General features: G+C 41.3%; 12 protein-coding genes. 8 read left to right on the top strand and 4 right to left on the bottom strand.

Annotation, left to right across the window (positions count from 1 at the left end):
- Positions 1-192: 192 nt before the first annotated feature.
- Together FN960_RS16045 and FN960_RS22895 are read left to right on the top strand one after the other, a co-directional pair.
- Positions 193-1,434 (top strand): helix-turn-helix domain-containing protein, encoded by a 1,242-nt coding sequence (locus FN960_RS16045; protein ID WP_143849871.1) that lies wholly within the window; start codon positions 193-195, stop codon positions 1,432-1,434.
- Positions 1,435-1,451: 17 nt separating this feature from the next.
- Entirely contained in the window at positions 1,452-1,598 is a 147-nt protein-coding gene (locus FN960_RS22895) for a hypothetical protein (RefSeq protein ID WP_185971072.1), read from the top strand.
- A gap of 44 nt (positions 1,599-1,642) precedes the next feature.
- Here FN960_RS22895 and FN960_RS16040 read toward each other — a convergent pair whose 3' ends face one another.
- Complete coding sequence (locus tag FN960_RS16040) at positions 1,643-2,758, bottom strand: S8 family peptidase (protein ID WP_143849870.1); 1,116 nt, start codon at positions 2,756-2,758, stop codon at positions 1,643-1,645.
- A gap of 276 nt (positions 2,759-3,034) precedes the next feature.
- Here FN960_RS16040 and FN960_RS16035 point away from each other — a divergent pair, with 276 nt between their 5' ends.
- The 6 genes from FN960_RS16035 (at position 3,035) to FN960_RS16010 (ending at position 11,103) form a co-directional block, all read left to right on the top strand.
- Complete coding sequence (locus tag FN960_RS16035; protein WP_143849869.1) at positions 3,035-4,546, top strand: MDR family MFS transporter; 1,512 nt, start codon at positions 3,035-3,037, stop codon at positions 4,544-4,546.
- A 177-nt stretch (positions 4,547-4,723) separates the two neighbouring features.
- Entirely contained in the window at positions 4,724-6,061 is a 1,338-nt protein-coding gene (gene aroA, locus FN960_RS16030; protein WP_143849868.1) for a 3-phosphoshikimate 1-carboxyvinyltransferase, read from the top strand.
- A gap of 1,033 nt (positions 6,062-7,094) precedes the next feature.
- On the top strand, positions 7,095-8,492 hold the full coding sequence (locus FN960_RS16025) for a circularly permuted type 2 ATP-grasp protein (protein WP_143849942.1): 1,398 nt from the start codon (positions 7,095-7,097) through the stop codon (positions 8,490-8,492).
- Positions 8,493-8,504: 12 nt separating this feature from the next.
- Positions 8,505-9,416 (top strand): alpha-E domain-containing protein, encoded by a 912-nt coding sequence (locus tag FN960_RS16020; RefSeq protein ID WP_143849867.1) that lies wholly within the window; start codon positions 8,505-8,507, stop codon positions 9,414-9,416.
- Between the two features lie 59 nt (positions 9,417-9,475).
- The gene (locus tag FN960_RS16015) at positions 9,476-10,327 is read left to right on the top strand and encodes a transglutaminase family protein (RefSeq protein WP_143849866.1); all 852 of its coding nucleotides are present in this window, start codon (positions 9,476-9,478) and stop codon (positions 10,325-10,327) included.
- 32 nt (positions 10,328-10,359) lie between these two features.
- A complete protein-coding gene (locus tag FN960_RS16010; protein ID WP_185971071.1) occupies positions 10,360-11,103 on the top strand; it encodes a DUF3891 family protein in 744 nt (247 codons plus the stop codon).
- Between the two features lie 983 nt (positions 11,104-12,086).
- On the opposite strand, the gene FN960_RS16005 is transcribed toward FN960_RS16010, so the two are convergent.
- From FN960_RS16005 to FN960_RS15995, 3 genes are all read right to left on the bottom strand, one after another.
- Entirely contained in the window at positions 12,087-12,962 is an 876-nt protein-coding gene (locus FN960_RS16005; RefSeq protein ID WP_143849864.1) for an alpha/beta fold hydrolase, read from the bottom strand.
- Between the two features lie 67 nt (positions 12,963-13,029).
- Positions 13,030-13,872: a 1,4-dihydroxy-6-naphtoate synthase gene (locus tag FN960_RS16000; RefSeq protein WP_143849863.1), complete on the bottom strand. Its 843-nt coding sequence runs from the start codon at positions 13,870-13,872 to the stop codon at positions 13,030-13,032.
- Complete coding sequence (locus FN960_RS15995; protein ID WP_143849862.1) at positions 13,869-14,540, bottom strand: futalosine hydrolase; 672 nt, start codon at positions 14,538-14,540, stop codon at positions 13,869-13,871. The genes FN960_RS16000 and FN960_RS15995 overlap by 4 nt, the downstream gene beginning before the upstream one ends.
- Positions 14,541-14,884 lie beyond the last annotated feature (344 nt).

Raw genomic sequence — 14,884 nt, 5'->3', positions numbered from 1 at the left:
CAAAGGACCGGATTCACCTAATTATTCCAATATATTTCTTGATAATCAAGTAATAGCTTGCTACAATCGCCTTAAATAAGCGATAAGACCTAGTAGTTACCCTTGTTTTTCCCAATAGAAAAACAGAACATAAGTCTCCAAATTACGTCATTTTGTTTTATAATGAAAACTATACACACGGGTTGGTGAATCATGGAATTTGGACCGATTATAAAATACTACCGGTTAAAAAGTGGAATCACTCAAGCAGAGCTAGCAGACGGAATTTGTTCGATCCCTCACTTATCCAAAATTGAAAACAATGCTTATAGTGTGAACAAAGAAACTGCTGCGCTGCTAATGGAACGTCTTGGATTGGATATGAACGAGGAAGTTGAGAGGTATGGAATTTTACAAGAAAGACTTGAAGAATTTACAGATGCCATTTTTTATTACGAGTTGGATAAAGCGAAGGAGATTAAGGATCAGTTAGAGCTTGATGAGGAGTACTATAGTAAAACTAACTTAGTGCAACTTTATCACATTTATATGGCTAGATTTTTTACTACACAATATGACTTTAATTCAGTTGAGTCCCACTTATCAATAGTAGAAAAGAATAGAGCTAATTTATCTCCCGTAGAAGAGCTATTATATCGACACGTTTACGGAAGTGTTCTTTTTGCAAAAGGTAAACATAGAGAATCTTTAGACTATTTGTTAGGGATTAGAAACAGCACCGCTTCGATCAATTCATATATAAGTATGAAAGAACTCTCCTACCAAATTGCCTTGTGTTATAGCGTTCTCGGACAAAGGGACAATTCAATCCCATATGCGCATGAAGCATTGCAATTCTATATAGAAAAAAACAATTTTATACGGACTCTCCATTCTCAGATTCTTCTAGCTATCAACTATGAAAGTATGAATCTTTTCGAAGAGGCAAAAAAACTATACATTTCTATTCTTAGAAATACAAAGCTTTTAAATTTGGAAAATCTCTATTATCATAATTTATATAACTATTCACTACTTTTAATATCTACAAAAGAGTTTAAAAAAGCTATTATAAATATAGAAAAATGTATTAGCTATTTTGAAGAAGATAGTGAAGATCATATACTAGCAATTATTGAATTAGTTAAAATCTTCATAGAAGTTGATAATAAAAATCCAGAAATAGATAGCTATTTAAAAAAACTAAACACTTTTAAAAACACTAAAGATGTGCCCAAAAAAATGAAGCTGTTAATTAAAGAAGTAGAGCTAAACCTTGCTGGAGATCAAGATAAACAAATTAACTTTTTAGAAAAAGAAGTTATGCCGTTCTTAGAAAAAAATAATGATGAACTGTTTCTTCGTCACTATAGTCTCATCTTAGCAAAAATGTATGACTCTAAAGGTAGTTTAAGCAAAGCTTTAAGTTATTATAGAAAATATAATATTAATTAAAAAAGGAGGGTTGCACAATGAAAAGAATATTACAATTTGGTTTTGGATCAGCACTTGCTGCCGGTTTAGTCTATTCAATTTATGATCTATCTTTAGCAACATATGCAGCAGACTTTTTTATTCAAGGTAGTGGCAGTCATGTAAGATACCCACCAGGCGGCTGATCATAAAAAACTCTCCTTCACGGAGAGTTTTTTTATTCCTTATTCTACTGCCCGACCGCCGCTTCTGCATCAACCAATCCGCTTCCGAAGAATTCTTCATTTCCTAGTGGAGTGGCTGTCTCTTGTAGGATTTGACCAATTTGTTCGGCTGTTGCTAGTGGGTTTGTTGCTTGTACAAGAGCGGCGACTCCTGCTACGTGAGGTGAAGCCATAGAGGTTCCGCTCAGTTCTGTGTATTCTCCGCCAATATAGGTACTAAGTACGTCTACTCCTGGGGCTGCGATGTCGTTCTCAGGGCCATAGCTTGAGAAGTTTGCTTTATTGTTAGCAGAATCTACCGCTGCGACTGAGATGACATTGTCGTAAGCTGCTGGGTAGCCGATGCCTCTTGTTCCTGAGTTACCTGCTGCTGCGATGAGCAGTGTGCCTTGCTCTTCTGCGTAATCGACAGCTTGTTCAAGGACGGTTGATCCTGTTGGGCCACCTAGGCTGAGGTTCGCAATGTCGATGCCTTGATCTGCAGCCCACTCAATGCCTGCTGCAATGTCACTTGTATACCCGCTACCAAAGCTGTCGAGCACCTTTACAGCGTATAAGTCGACATCAGGAGAAACGCCAATGACTCCAATTATATTATCTAAGGCTGCAATGGTTCCTGCTACGTGAGTCCCATGTCCATTTAAATCTTCATAGGTTGGCTCTGAGCTAACAAAGCTTTCGCCACCTACTATATTTAGATCTTCATGTTGTGCAATACCTGAATCTATTACCGCGACAGATACTCCCTCACCAAAGTTTCCTGCCTCGTGTACAGCTGGTGCATTCACTTGCGGGATGCCGTATGGTACTTCTTGATACGTATGCATCTTTACATCTTTTTCAACATATTCAATGGTAGCTTGCTCTTCTAAAGCTGTGGCTTCCTCTTCGGTGAGCTCAGCGTTTATGACTGGTAGATTTTCATATTCTCGTAGTATTTCTGCGTCTACTTGGCTTTCAAGTGTTTCTGCTTGGGTCGTAAAGGTTGCGGCATCTGCTTCTTCTTTAAATCCAATGAGATACCTTTCCTTTGCTTCTTCGGCTTCAGCAAGTGCTGGTACTGCTGAAAATGCTACAAGTACTGATAAACCTACCGTCCATTTGCTTGCATGAAATTTCATGAAACCCCTCCTAGTAGTCTTGCCAGTCATCAGTAGCTGGCTTGTAACCACCCTAGCAAAATTATCCTTGGATGAGTATTGGGAAATTTCAAAATGCTTATGTAATTTCCGTGTATGATTCGAGTTTTAAGATAGTACAAGTCTCTTAGTTCGATTGTCACTTTCTACTAGAAACCATCGGTTATACTTATATGAATTAGACCATTCATAATAACTAGTTTGTGTGATAAACTACTTAGGATTTTAATTAAACAATAGGCAAGTGGGAGATGGAATATGGCAGAGTCAGCTCAGAATAAATTTATTGTTGCAGGACTACTATTAGGTATATTTATGGCAGCTATTGATAACACAATTGTTGCAACTGCGATGGGTACAATCGTTTCAGATCTTGGAAGCTACGAAAAATTTGTTTGGGTGACTGCAGGGTATATGGTCGCAGTAATGGCTGGTATGCCGATTTATGGTAAATTATCTGACATGTATGGTCGAAAGCGATTTTTTCTGTTTGGTCTGCTTGCTTTCCTTGTTGGCTCCGTGTTGTGTGGAACAGCTCAAAGCATGAACCAGCTCATTACATATCGAGTCATCCAGGGCATAGGTGGCGGCGCTTTAATGCCGATTGCCTTTACCATCATCTTTGATATCTTTCCACCCGAAAAGCGAGGCAAAATGACCGGTTTATTTGGTGCCGTATTTGGTCTTTCAAGTGTACTTGGTCCTTTATTAGGAGCTTTTATTACCGATGCATTTAGCTGGCACTGGGTCTTTTTCATTAATCTACCCATTGGTGCTGTCGCCTTTTTCTTTATTCTTAAACATTATCAAGAAGAACGACATGCGACTAAACAGAAAATTGACTGGCTTGGTGCCTTTACCCTTGTTACCGCCGTAACTGGATTAATGTTTGCACTTGAGCTTGGAGGAAAAACATTCGCTTGGAATTCTGCTTTTATTATTTCATTATTTAGCTTATCTGGTTTAGCTTTTGTCGCTTTTTTCTTTACCGAACGAAAAGCAACCGAACCGATTATTTCGTTTTGGATGTTTAAAAATCGCTTATTTGCCACCTCACAAATTCTCGCTTTTTTATATGGTGGTACCTTTGTTCTCTTAGCTGTCTTTATTCCTATATATGTGCAGGCCGTGTACGGTGGTTCCGCTACGAGCGCTGGGTTTATTCTTATGCCCATGATGCTTGGCTCCGTTGCAGGAAGTATGGTCGGAGGATTACTACAAACCAAGATTCCCTTTCGCTCATTAATGGCCGTGTCTGTCATCAGCTTTTTTATTGGCATGCTGCTTCTTTCAACGATGTCAGTTGATACCTCAAGAATAGCTATGAGTTTGTATATGACATTGGCTGGATTTGGGGTAGGTTTTTCTTTTTCTTTATTACCTGCTGCTTCCATTAATAATATCGAACCAAGATTCCGAGGCTCTGCCAATTCAACCAACTCCTTTCTTCGCTCCTTTGGAATGACCGTAGGGGTTACAATTTTCGGAACGATTCAAACAACTGTGTTTTCCTCTCGCATTGCAGAGGTTATGGTCAAAGATCCGACCGGCCTATCTGGATCAGGTGATATCCAGCAAATTTTTCAACCAGAAACGAGGTCCAACATTCCACCAGAGCTATTAACTGAGCTATCGCAAGCGATGTCCGATTCTATTACACTAATCTTTAGCTTAGCGCTTATTCCGATCGTGTTTGCTGCCATTACCGTTTTCTTTATGGGTAATGAGCGTGTACTAACCTCTCAGGAAATGAAGAAAAAAGCAACGTAACTCATTCGCTTCTAAAAGTTATAAGAGCTTGTCGACCGTATTTGGTTTACAAAACGGTAGACAAGCTTTATTTTTTTCTCTTTATATCTATTCGTCGCTTGGACATTTTTCCCGTTAGCTTTTGAGCCAGCCTCTTTCGTGATATAGTAGGTACAATACTTACATAGAGGTGATGAAGTGCACACACCAGATTCAAAAGCGCGTTCAGATTGGTCTGCGTTAAATGATGTTCAGACTGTTACAATCAGCCCGCTTAACCAATCCATTCATAAAGATATTCGAATACCAGGAAGCAAAAGCTTCACCAATCGAGCATTAATTATTGCTGGATTAGCAGAAGGTTCTTCTAAGCTTTCAGGCATATTAAGAAGTGATGATTCTTATTGGTGTATTGATACCTTGAATAAACTCGGCATCGAAACTCAGGTCGAAGGAGATACCATTCACATTCAAGGCTGCAATGGAGATTGGCCTACGAAAGAAGCTAGCTTGTATATCGGTGCTGCTGGAACAACAGCAAGATTCCTACCAGGAGCTCTAGCCGCCTCGCACGAGGGAGAGTGGACCATTGAAGCAAGCAAACGAATGAGCGAAAGACCTGTGTCTCTGCTTTTGGATGCGTTAAAGACATTAGGCGCACACATTGATTCGAATGACTACTACCCCCTAACGATTCATGCTCAAGGATTAAAAGGTGGCCCTGTTACGATCTCGGGGAAACAGTCCAGTCAGTTTATTAGTGGTTTATTAATAGCCAGTCCTTATGCTGAAAATGAAGTAACCATTACCATTCCTGATTACATCGTCCAGCATGCGTATGTGAATATTACAATTGAACTCATGAAGCAATTTGGTGTTAACGTAGAGGCGAATGAGGATTTAACTCGAATGACTGTTGAACGTAAAGCTTTTAAAGGGCGAGAGCTACAATTAGAAGCAGATGCATCTACGGCGAGTTATTTCTTTGCATTAGCTGCTTTAACGAACAGCCGCATCAAAGTAACAAATCTAACAATGGACACCAATCAGCCGGATATTTTTATGGTTGATCTGTACGAAAAAATGGGATGTAAAGTGACAAAAGGTGATACGTATATCGAAGTAGAAGGAACCGATCAATTACAGGGTGGATTTGATATTAGCATGAAGGAGATGTCGGATCAGACACTGACACTTGCTGCCCTAGCTCCATTTGCATCTGGTCCAATTACTTTACGTGATGTTGAGCATATTCGACACCATGAGTCTGATCGCATTTCTGCAATTTGCACAGAGCTAACCAAGCTAGGTATTAAGGTTGAAGAATTTGCTGATGGACTAACTGTTTATCCTGGTACGCCCAAACCAGCATTGTTAGACTCCTATGATGATCACCGAGTGGCCATGTCTCTTGCTCTAATCGGGTTAAAAGTACCTGGTATCACCATTAATGACCCAGGCTGTGTATCTAAAACCTGCCCAACCTTCTTTGATCTACTACAAGACCTTGGTGTAGCGATTGAATATGATAAATAATAGAATTTTAGACATTGGGATCTGTATGTACAAAAATAAATAGGACTTAATCGTATGTTAAGCTTGTCGACGAAATTGGAAAACAGTGTCGACAAGCTTTTTTTATGAACAAACCTTTAAAACACCATCCTATTTATCTTCAAGGGAAAGCCCTTTAAGCAACTGAACGAAAAGGGAGGCACTGAAAAAGTCATCTAGAAATGAGCATATGTACACCGCTACAGGAGAAACCTACGCTTTCCACGGGAACGGCCTCAGCCCTTGAAGTGGAAGGGCACCACTTCAATGTCTTCAGACGCGTTCTGTTCCGTAGGAGTCTACGTTTTCTCCTTCCGCTCATGTTCCCGATCAGACAAATGACCAACATTCCTGTCTAAAGAAATGAGGGCTGTTTTTTTGTTGAAAAGAAAGTTCACTATCATATAAAGCTTCTTTTTCGGTGGCCTCGATATAAGGTGCAGAGTTAGATTATCGCAAGTGCCTCCTGCGGAAAGTGTGGCCCCATTTTTGGTAGCACAGCCGAAAACCCATACTCAGATACACTCCACTTCCTCCGTGTTCTTATGCTAGCGAACTTTACTTAAATACCAGCATTCATGCGTAGGAAAGCTATATAGACTCTACTTGTGTCATCTCTCATATCCTGAATGCCCACCTCTCACCAAGCGGACGAAAATGGTGGGCCGACACCTGCGGGATGAAAAGGTTCAATGAGCTAAATCGACGGAGTCGAGTTAGCTCATTACCTTCCCGCGGTAAGCGTGACCCCATTTTCGGGAGCGGCAGCCGAAGAGACAAAACATCATCCGTCCACCTTCTCTTTACATCGAGATCATTTACACACAATCATGAACTCTATTTACTTCCATGTTGTTTATAAAAAGGAAAATTGGGTATTAAAAATGGGAGGTTAGAAGTAAAATGTATTTTCCGAATGTTCTTTTTAGTTATACGTATTTAACTACTATACAGAAAGGATGAGTGCTGTTTGACCTTATTAAAACCCTATAAGACCGCCCCTTACTATGATGAGATGTTTCAACGGGATGGAACACTTATGGATCATTATGTTCACTTTCATAATAGGTTGAATGTGTTCTCATCCAACGAGTTAAAGGAAAAACACGAGCTCGCTCAACAATCTTTTCTTCGCCAGGGCATCACCTTCACCGTGTATCAAGATAATACAGGTACCGAACGAACCATGCCCTTTGATTTTATTCCGATCATCATCCCTCCTTCCGAATGGAAACGTATTGAAAAAGGCATGATCCAACGCACCAACGCATTAAACCTGTTCCTCGAAGATATTTACCATCACCAACGAATCTTACACGATGGCGTCATTCCCAAAGAACTAGTTTATAACAACAACCATTATTATTCAGTCCTACGCCATTTGCCATTCCCCATCCAGAATCACATCTTCCTAGCTGGCATCGACTTAATTAGAGATGAACATGGACAGTACTGCGTGTTAGAAGATAATCTACGAAATCCATCTGGCTTATCCTATGTCTACCAAAATCGATTTGTTATGCGCCAAGTATATCCCGAGTTCTTTCAATCACATTCTTTGTACACATTAGAAAATCAGTTGATGTATCTTCGTGAAGCCATTATGGATTACAAGCCGCAAAATCACTCAGGCTCAGAGGCAACAGCTGTGCTGCTAACACCAGGTATATATAATTCTGCTTATTATGACCATGTCTTTTTAGCACAAAAAATGGGCATAGAGCTTGTAGAAGGCTCGGATTTAGTGGTTAAAGATCATAAGGTTTATATGAAAACCATCTACGGACCAGAAAGGGTAGACATTATATACCGACGAATTGATGATGATTATTTAGACCCTCTGACCTTTAGAAAGGAATCACTCCTTGGTGTGCCAGGATTATTTAATGCGTTTAAGGCAGGCAATGTCTCTATTCTTAATGCCATAGGAAATGGCGTGGCTGATGATAAAGCCATGTATGCCTACGTCCCTGATATGATTCGCTACTACTTGCAAGAAGAACCGATCATTCCAAATGTTAAAACCTACTTCTTAGATGACCCCGAACAAAGACAGTGGGTACTAGACAGACTGGATCAGTTAGTGATTAAAAATGTTGGTGCCTCGGGCGGTTATGACATGTTAATTGGTCCTCATGCAAATGAAGAAGAGCTTATACTGTTTCGAGAAAAAATTATTGCCAAGCCACATCAATATATCGCCCAGCCAACCATTAAGCTTTCAAGGGCACCTGCTTATCAGAATGAGCAATTTTATCCGTGTCATATTGATTTAAGGGTGTTTGTAATGTCCGGAGAAAAAACACATGTGATACCTGGTGGATTGTCTAGGGTAGCACTTAAAAAGGGCTCCCTCGTTGTTAATTCGTCTCAAGGCGGAGGAGGAAAAGACACGTGGGTACTAAAAACATAGGAGGTATAGGAAATGCTTTTAAGAGTAGCAGATTCACTATATTGGATGGCGCGTAATATAGAACGTGCTGAGAACCACGCACACGTTCTATCCGTTAAGTTAATTCAAGCTCTAGAAGCATCTGACGAAGATCAGCTAATGAATGATGAGTGGGATGTCATCCTTGATATTAGCGCAGTAATTAATAAACGAAGCAGCTTACTGACTGATGAAGGCTTTGATTTAGACAAGCTCATCCATCATTTAACGTTTTTGACCGATAACCCTAGCTCCATCTATTCCTGCCTTAAAATCACCAGGGAAAATGCCAGACAATGCCGCGATCATTTATCTAATGATTTTTGGATGATTATCAATGAATTCTATCTTTATTTAAACAAATGGAAGGACAGCCAATGGTCTAACTATCATATACAAAATACACTGCACCGTGTTAAAATGACTTCACTCTCGGTACAAGGAGTCATTGAAACAACCGCAAACCGTAGTGTAGATTATCGCTTGTTTAAGATTGGTTGTTGGATTGAGCGGGCAGATCACACCCTGCGTATTCTTCATGCGATTTGTAGCAGGCTTCAAGAACAACCGGATCACACGGGTTATTATTCAAATCTCGCTCTTCAATTGACAAAAGGTTCTGATACGTATTTAAGAGGGCAAATGGCCTACATGAGACCCGAGGACGTCTTCACGTTTTTAATCGTTGATGCTAATTTCCCTCGATCTCTGCGTTACTGTATGGATCATGCATGGTATGCGATTAAACAGGTGGAGGGTGAACAAGGTTCTGGTTACGCTACACAGCTCAAGGATGTTCTATGGCAAATGACAAACCGCATACAATATCTTCACTTGGATCATTTTTCGCTCACTGAATCAAAAGACTTCTTTAAACAACAATATGCTGGAATAAAAGTCGGATAAGTATTAAAACCTATCACTTATTGCCTTCTTTAAAGAGACAATATTGAGGAGTGCTGCATGTGAAGTTTGAGATCATTCATACGAATTTGTTCACCTATGATTCTCCAGTTGAGCAAAGCTTAAACACGATACGCTTAAAGCCTCGAACGGACGAGTGTCAGCGCTTAATTTCATATCGGGCAGATATTACACCTTCCTCGTTAACATCTTCGCACGTTGATTTATGGGGGAATCATGTAGAGACATTTTTTATTGCGGAGCAGCATCAATTACTAGAAGTTAAAACTAGTTCGATTGTTAGTATTCAAAGAAGCCCATTCATTCGCAAATTGGATTACTCGATGGAGATGCAGAAAATTTTTATCTCTTCCATTTTTCAAAATCAGTATCTTGCTTTTTTAACTCAAACGAATTATACATTTCTACCTTACGACCAAATTCAACAAGTCACAACCAACATCGGTCCAATGAAAAATCCTTTGCAATTTTCCTTGGATCTCATGGAGTACTTATATCAAACATTTGAATATAAGCCAGGGACTACGGATGTAAACACAATGGCCAGTGATGCTTTTTTACAGATGAACGGAGTTTGCCAGGATATCACTCATATCATGCTAGGAATTCTGCGAGCTCACAAGATCCCAGCAAGATATGTTAGTGGGTATCTTTACGTTGGTGAAGATTCAGCACTTGTGGGCGACGCTGCTAGTCACGCCTGGGTTGAAGTTATGGCGCCAGGGATTGGCTGGATTGGACTTGATCCGACTAACAATGTAGAAGCTTTAGAGAATCACGTTCGCGTTTGTATCGGCCGAGATTACGCCGATGTCAGTCCCGTTCAAGGGGTGTATAAAGGTGGTAATCAACAGCTTAGAGTATCTGTTAGTGTGGGTCTTTTAGAATCTTAATTTACTGAGGATGCTTAATAGGGGGAGCTATTTTGATAATCAGACAAAAAGCACAAGAAATAGAGTGCATTAAACAACATGATCATGCCTATATCTCCGGTAAGGTAGCGGAGCATTGGATTGAGGCCGTACATGATGAGGTGAAGGTTGGGATTTTTGAACATGATCGAGCTTGGATTCCTCTGGATGAATATATTGAAAAAGACCCGGAACGAAACCTTCCGCATGACTTTATCTCCTACCCTCTCCAGCCCAAATTACAGGCTTATACTCGGGGGTTGGATGAGGTACAAGAACAATCCGCCTATGCTTCACTACTTTGTAGTAGACACTATTGCTCCTTCTTTTCAGGAACAATTACTTCTCAGCCTGAGGTGAAACAATTTTTGGAGCAGGAAAGGCTTAGGCAAACGCAAATACTGGAGCAGCTTCAGCCTGGTTCGGAAGAAGATATTGAAAGGGAATTTAAATTGTTGCAGTTTTGCGATGATGTCTCCCTTTATATTTGTATGAATCCTCCTGGCATTCCTAAGTCTGATGAAGTTTCTTGGTTTAGAGATGGATTTTCTCAGACGTTTTCGTTTGCTCCAGATGGTATTCACGCTAGATGGCTTAATGATACGGACATACAGTTAAAACCTTTTCCGTTTATCGAGCCGTTAACCCTTTCATTTCCCGTCTACACCCTGCCGCAATCTGCTTTTAACGAAAGGCAGAGTCAACTTTCTTTTGATCAATTACCTAACTATACTCAAACCGTTACATTTCTACCGTAGAAGCCAAAGGAAGTTGGTTGGGACAGGAGTATTTAACTAATAGAAAAGCTGAAGAAGGTTGGAGTCTCTCCATTCACTCTTCAGCTTTTTGAGTGTATTAAAATAAATGAGCGTGGCTGTCACATCGAAAATATACTTCGCTTGTATAAATGAGGTAGATACGTCGGGGGGAAAGTGAAAAAAGTCTACATACCAAGAGGAGCAGGTGATTTAGCAAGAAGCCAGAGCTCTTACCAAGAGAAAAGGCCTGCATACCAAGAGAAGCTGGTGATTTAGCAAGAAGCCAGAGCTCTTACCAAGAGAAAAGGCCTACTTACCAAGAGAAGCTGGTGATTTAGCAAGAAGCCAGAGCTCTTACCAAGAGAAAAGGCCTACTTACCAAGAGGAGCTGATGATTTAGCAAGAAGCAGGAGCCCTTACCAAGAGAAAAGGCCTACTTACCAAGAGGAGCTGATGATTTAGCAAGAAGCATGAGCTCTTACCAAGAGAAAAGGCCTGCATACCAAGAGAAGCTGGTGATTTAGCAAAAAGCAGGAGCTCTTACCAAGAGAAAAATCCTACATACCAAGAGAAGCAGGTGATTTAGCAAGAAGCAGTTGCTCTTAGCGGAAATATCAAGCCAGTGAGCGAAAAAAAACGGAAATGCACGAAAATCATCATGTGATACGCGGAAGGAAAAACGCAGCTCCACCGGATAGCACATGGCAGACCGACCTTGAAGTGACGCCCTACCACTTCAAGGGTTGAGGCCGTACCCATGGAGGTTCCTGTAGCGGCGCCATTCAGCTCATTCTTACATGACTTTTTCAGTGATATTCTTTTCATCCCGCAAGTGCCGGCCCTCCATTTAACTCCGCTTGGTGAGTGGCAGGCATCAAGTGAGGTGACACACGCAGAATCTAGATAAAAAGCAACCCATTCTGCAGCGGCATTGTGTTCGTTTTTTTCTTATAAGATATCATTCTATCCCAGCCTCTTAGTGCTTAGGAACCAACTACCTTTAAATGATTGGCGATAAGTTGATTTACAATCATTGGCTGTTCATGATTCACCCAATGAGTGGCTTCCCCGACAAACGTCAGCTTGCCATTCTCACAATGTTCGATGCTTTTTTTAGCTAACTTCTTTGATAAAAAAGGATCGTTCACTCCCCATATGATTTGGGTGGGCACTTGGATTCGTTCAGGCTGAGCAAAGCCTTCAGGAAGGCCTGCGCGGATTGCACGATACCAATTAAGCATTGCAGTCATTGCACCAGGTTTAGCCCAGGCCTCTTTATACTTATCGAGATCCTCTTGCGTAAAGGCCTGATTTGTACTTGCTGATAATTTAATTCCTTTTGCCATACCGTCAAATCCATCCGCTGATAACAATTTTTCTGGCCACTCAGGTAGCTGAAAGAATGCCATGTAAGAGCTTCGTAACCATTGCAATGGGAGCGTGAGCATCGCCTTTGGCATAATAGCCGGGTGAGGAATATTTATTGCTATCAGTGTTTCTACATATTCTGGCCGCGTAGAAGCAAGATGCCAAGCTACAGCTCCTCCCCAATCATGTCCAATGATGTGGGCTTTTTTACGATTGTATAGCTTAATCAGACCAATGACGTCATCTCGCAGCGTATCTAAAGTGTATGGCTCTATCCCTTCCGGCTTTTGACTCTTATTAAACCCGCGCTGATCCGGTACAAGTACCCGATATCCTGCCTCAGCTAATGGTTTAATCTGGTGGCGCCACCCGTACCAGAATTCCGGAAATCCATGTAGCAATACAACGAGCGGCCCATTTCTCGGCCCTGCGGTTACTGCATGAAGGGTCATTCCATTCGTTTTAACCAGTTGAAATTCCAATTCAGACATTCTGAACCTCTCCTTTCACAGGCTTTTCCAATTGCCGTTCCCTTTCTTCACTACAGTAAAACGTGACCTACTTCCCTTTTAAGGAATACAAACGCTCTTGATCTACCTTTGGTACTAAGCCTTCCTCTGCCGCTCTTGATAACAAGGCATCAATGGCATGATAGCCGTCATCTCCAAGATTTCGAGAAAACTCATTTACATAGAGCTCAATATGCTGATTCGCCACATCCTCAGACATTTCCTGCGCATGCTGCAAGACATATTCTTTTGATGCTTCTGGATGGTTAAACGCATACTCCACAGACGAACGAATCCATTTGGTTATTTGCGTTGTATCCTGGTTACGCTTTGCAATAATCGCCCCTAATGGAATAGGTAAACCTGTATCCTCTTCCCACCATTCACCCATGTCTGCAACGACTTGTAAACCGTATTGCTGATAGGTGAACCTTGCTTCATGTATCACCAACCCTGCATCAATGCTTCCATCTTGAACGGCTGGCATGATTTCATGGAAAGGCATTACTACAATTTCACCAACGCCGCCTGGCACGTTTTGTGCTGCCCATAGTCTAAACAATAAGTACGCCGTAGAACGCTCACTAGGCACAGCCACTTTTTTACCTGCTAGAGCTTCTGGATTCTGACTTCCCTTTGTTAAGACAAGGGGTCCACAGCCTCGTCCAAGAGCTCCACCACAAGGAATCAACTCGTAGTTATCAAGAACCCAAGGAAGAGCAGCAAATGAGATCTTCATCACCTCTGGCCCCGTATGATCGGCGGCGAGGGAATTCGTAATGTCAATGTCCGCAAAGGTTACATCTAATTTTGGTGCTCCTGGAATCAAACCATGCGCCAATGCATGAAACACATATGTATCATTGGGACAAGGGGAAAAAGCTATATTCATGACCATACCTCCGTTAGTGCATGTCCAACACCCTCAAGTGCTAGAAGTGCCTCTTTTATTCTCCATGCTTCACGGTCTCGGGGACCAATTTGATTTGAAATTGTACGTATCTCCATAACTGGTACGTCTGCAAGCTCGGCAGCTGTTGCTACTCCGTGCCCTTCCATTGCTTCAGCTGCCGCTTCCGGATAACGCTCTTGCAATGCTTGCGTCGTAGACGTTGTTCCGGTAACAGTCGCCAGAGTTAAAATAGGTGCATAACAGACCTCCACTTGTAACTTGTTCAGCGCTTCAACGATTTCAAGGGCACTAACCGTGTCTGTAGCGATTACAGATTGACCCATGCCAAGCTCCTCAATAGGAAGAAAACCCTCTTCCGATTCAGAACCAAGATCAGCGGCAATAATTAAATCAGCTACCACCGTTGAAGACACACCCGCCTTTCCAACAAAACCTCCACCAATGCCCATATTAATAACAAGCTTATATGTATGCTTTGTTAGTTCTACTGCCGTGGTTGCTGCAGCCTTTGCGGGTCCAACTCCTGTGGTCACAACCTTAAATAAGTGAGAACCCTTTAATCCTCGTTCAATCGCTTCCTTTTCTGCCTTAACACTAGTCATGATTAAAACGACTGGTTCTTCCGTTTTTAATGTAGGATCTTCCATATAAAAAACTCCTTGCCCTCCAATTAAGTTTCCTTTCTAGTGTATCTTCCTTTATGGTTCGAGTGCTAGTAATCCGCCTAAAAAAAAGAAATAGTTGACAGATTTCTCGTCTCGGTATACTATCATATTAACTTCATATCGGTTTCTTCCAAAGGGGAGTAGCGTCAGGTTTATATTGATAAACCTGAAACAAAGTCGTCATTTCGTGGGCCTCATCGTCCGCCGGCTTTGTTGGCATGGCTATACATATGCTCAGCAAGACCTTTGCCAATATCATGGCAGAGGTCTTTTTTCTATTGAATTTTTGACCTCTCGCTTATATTGGCTCGGCAGAAGCACATCAG

The sequence above is a fragment of the Alkalicoccobacillus porphyridii genome, from assembly GCF_007293315.1.
Taxonomy (GTDB): Bacteria; Bacillota; Bacilli; order Bacillales; family Bacillaceae_D; genus Alkalicoccobacillus; species Alkalicoccobacillus porphyridii.
The sequence above is the reverse complement of the archived record's forward strand: the minus strand, read 5'-3'. Positions and strand labels throughout refer to the sequence as shown.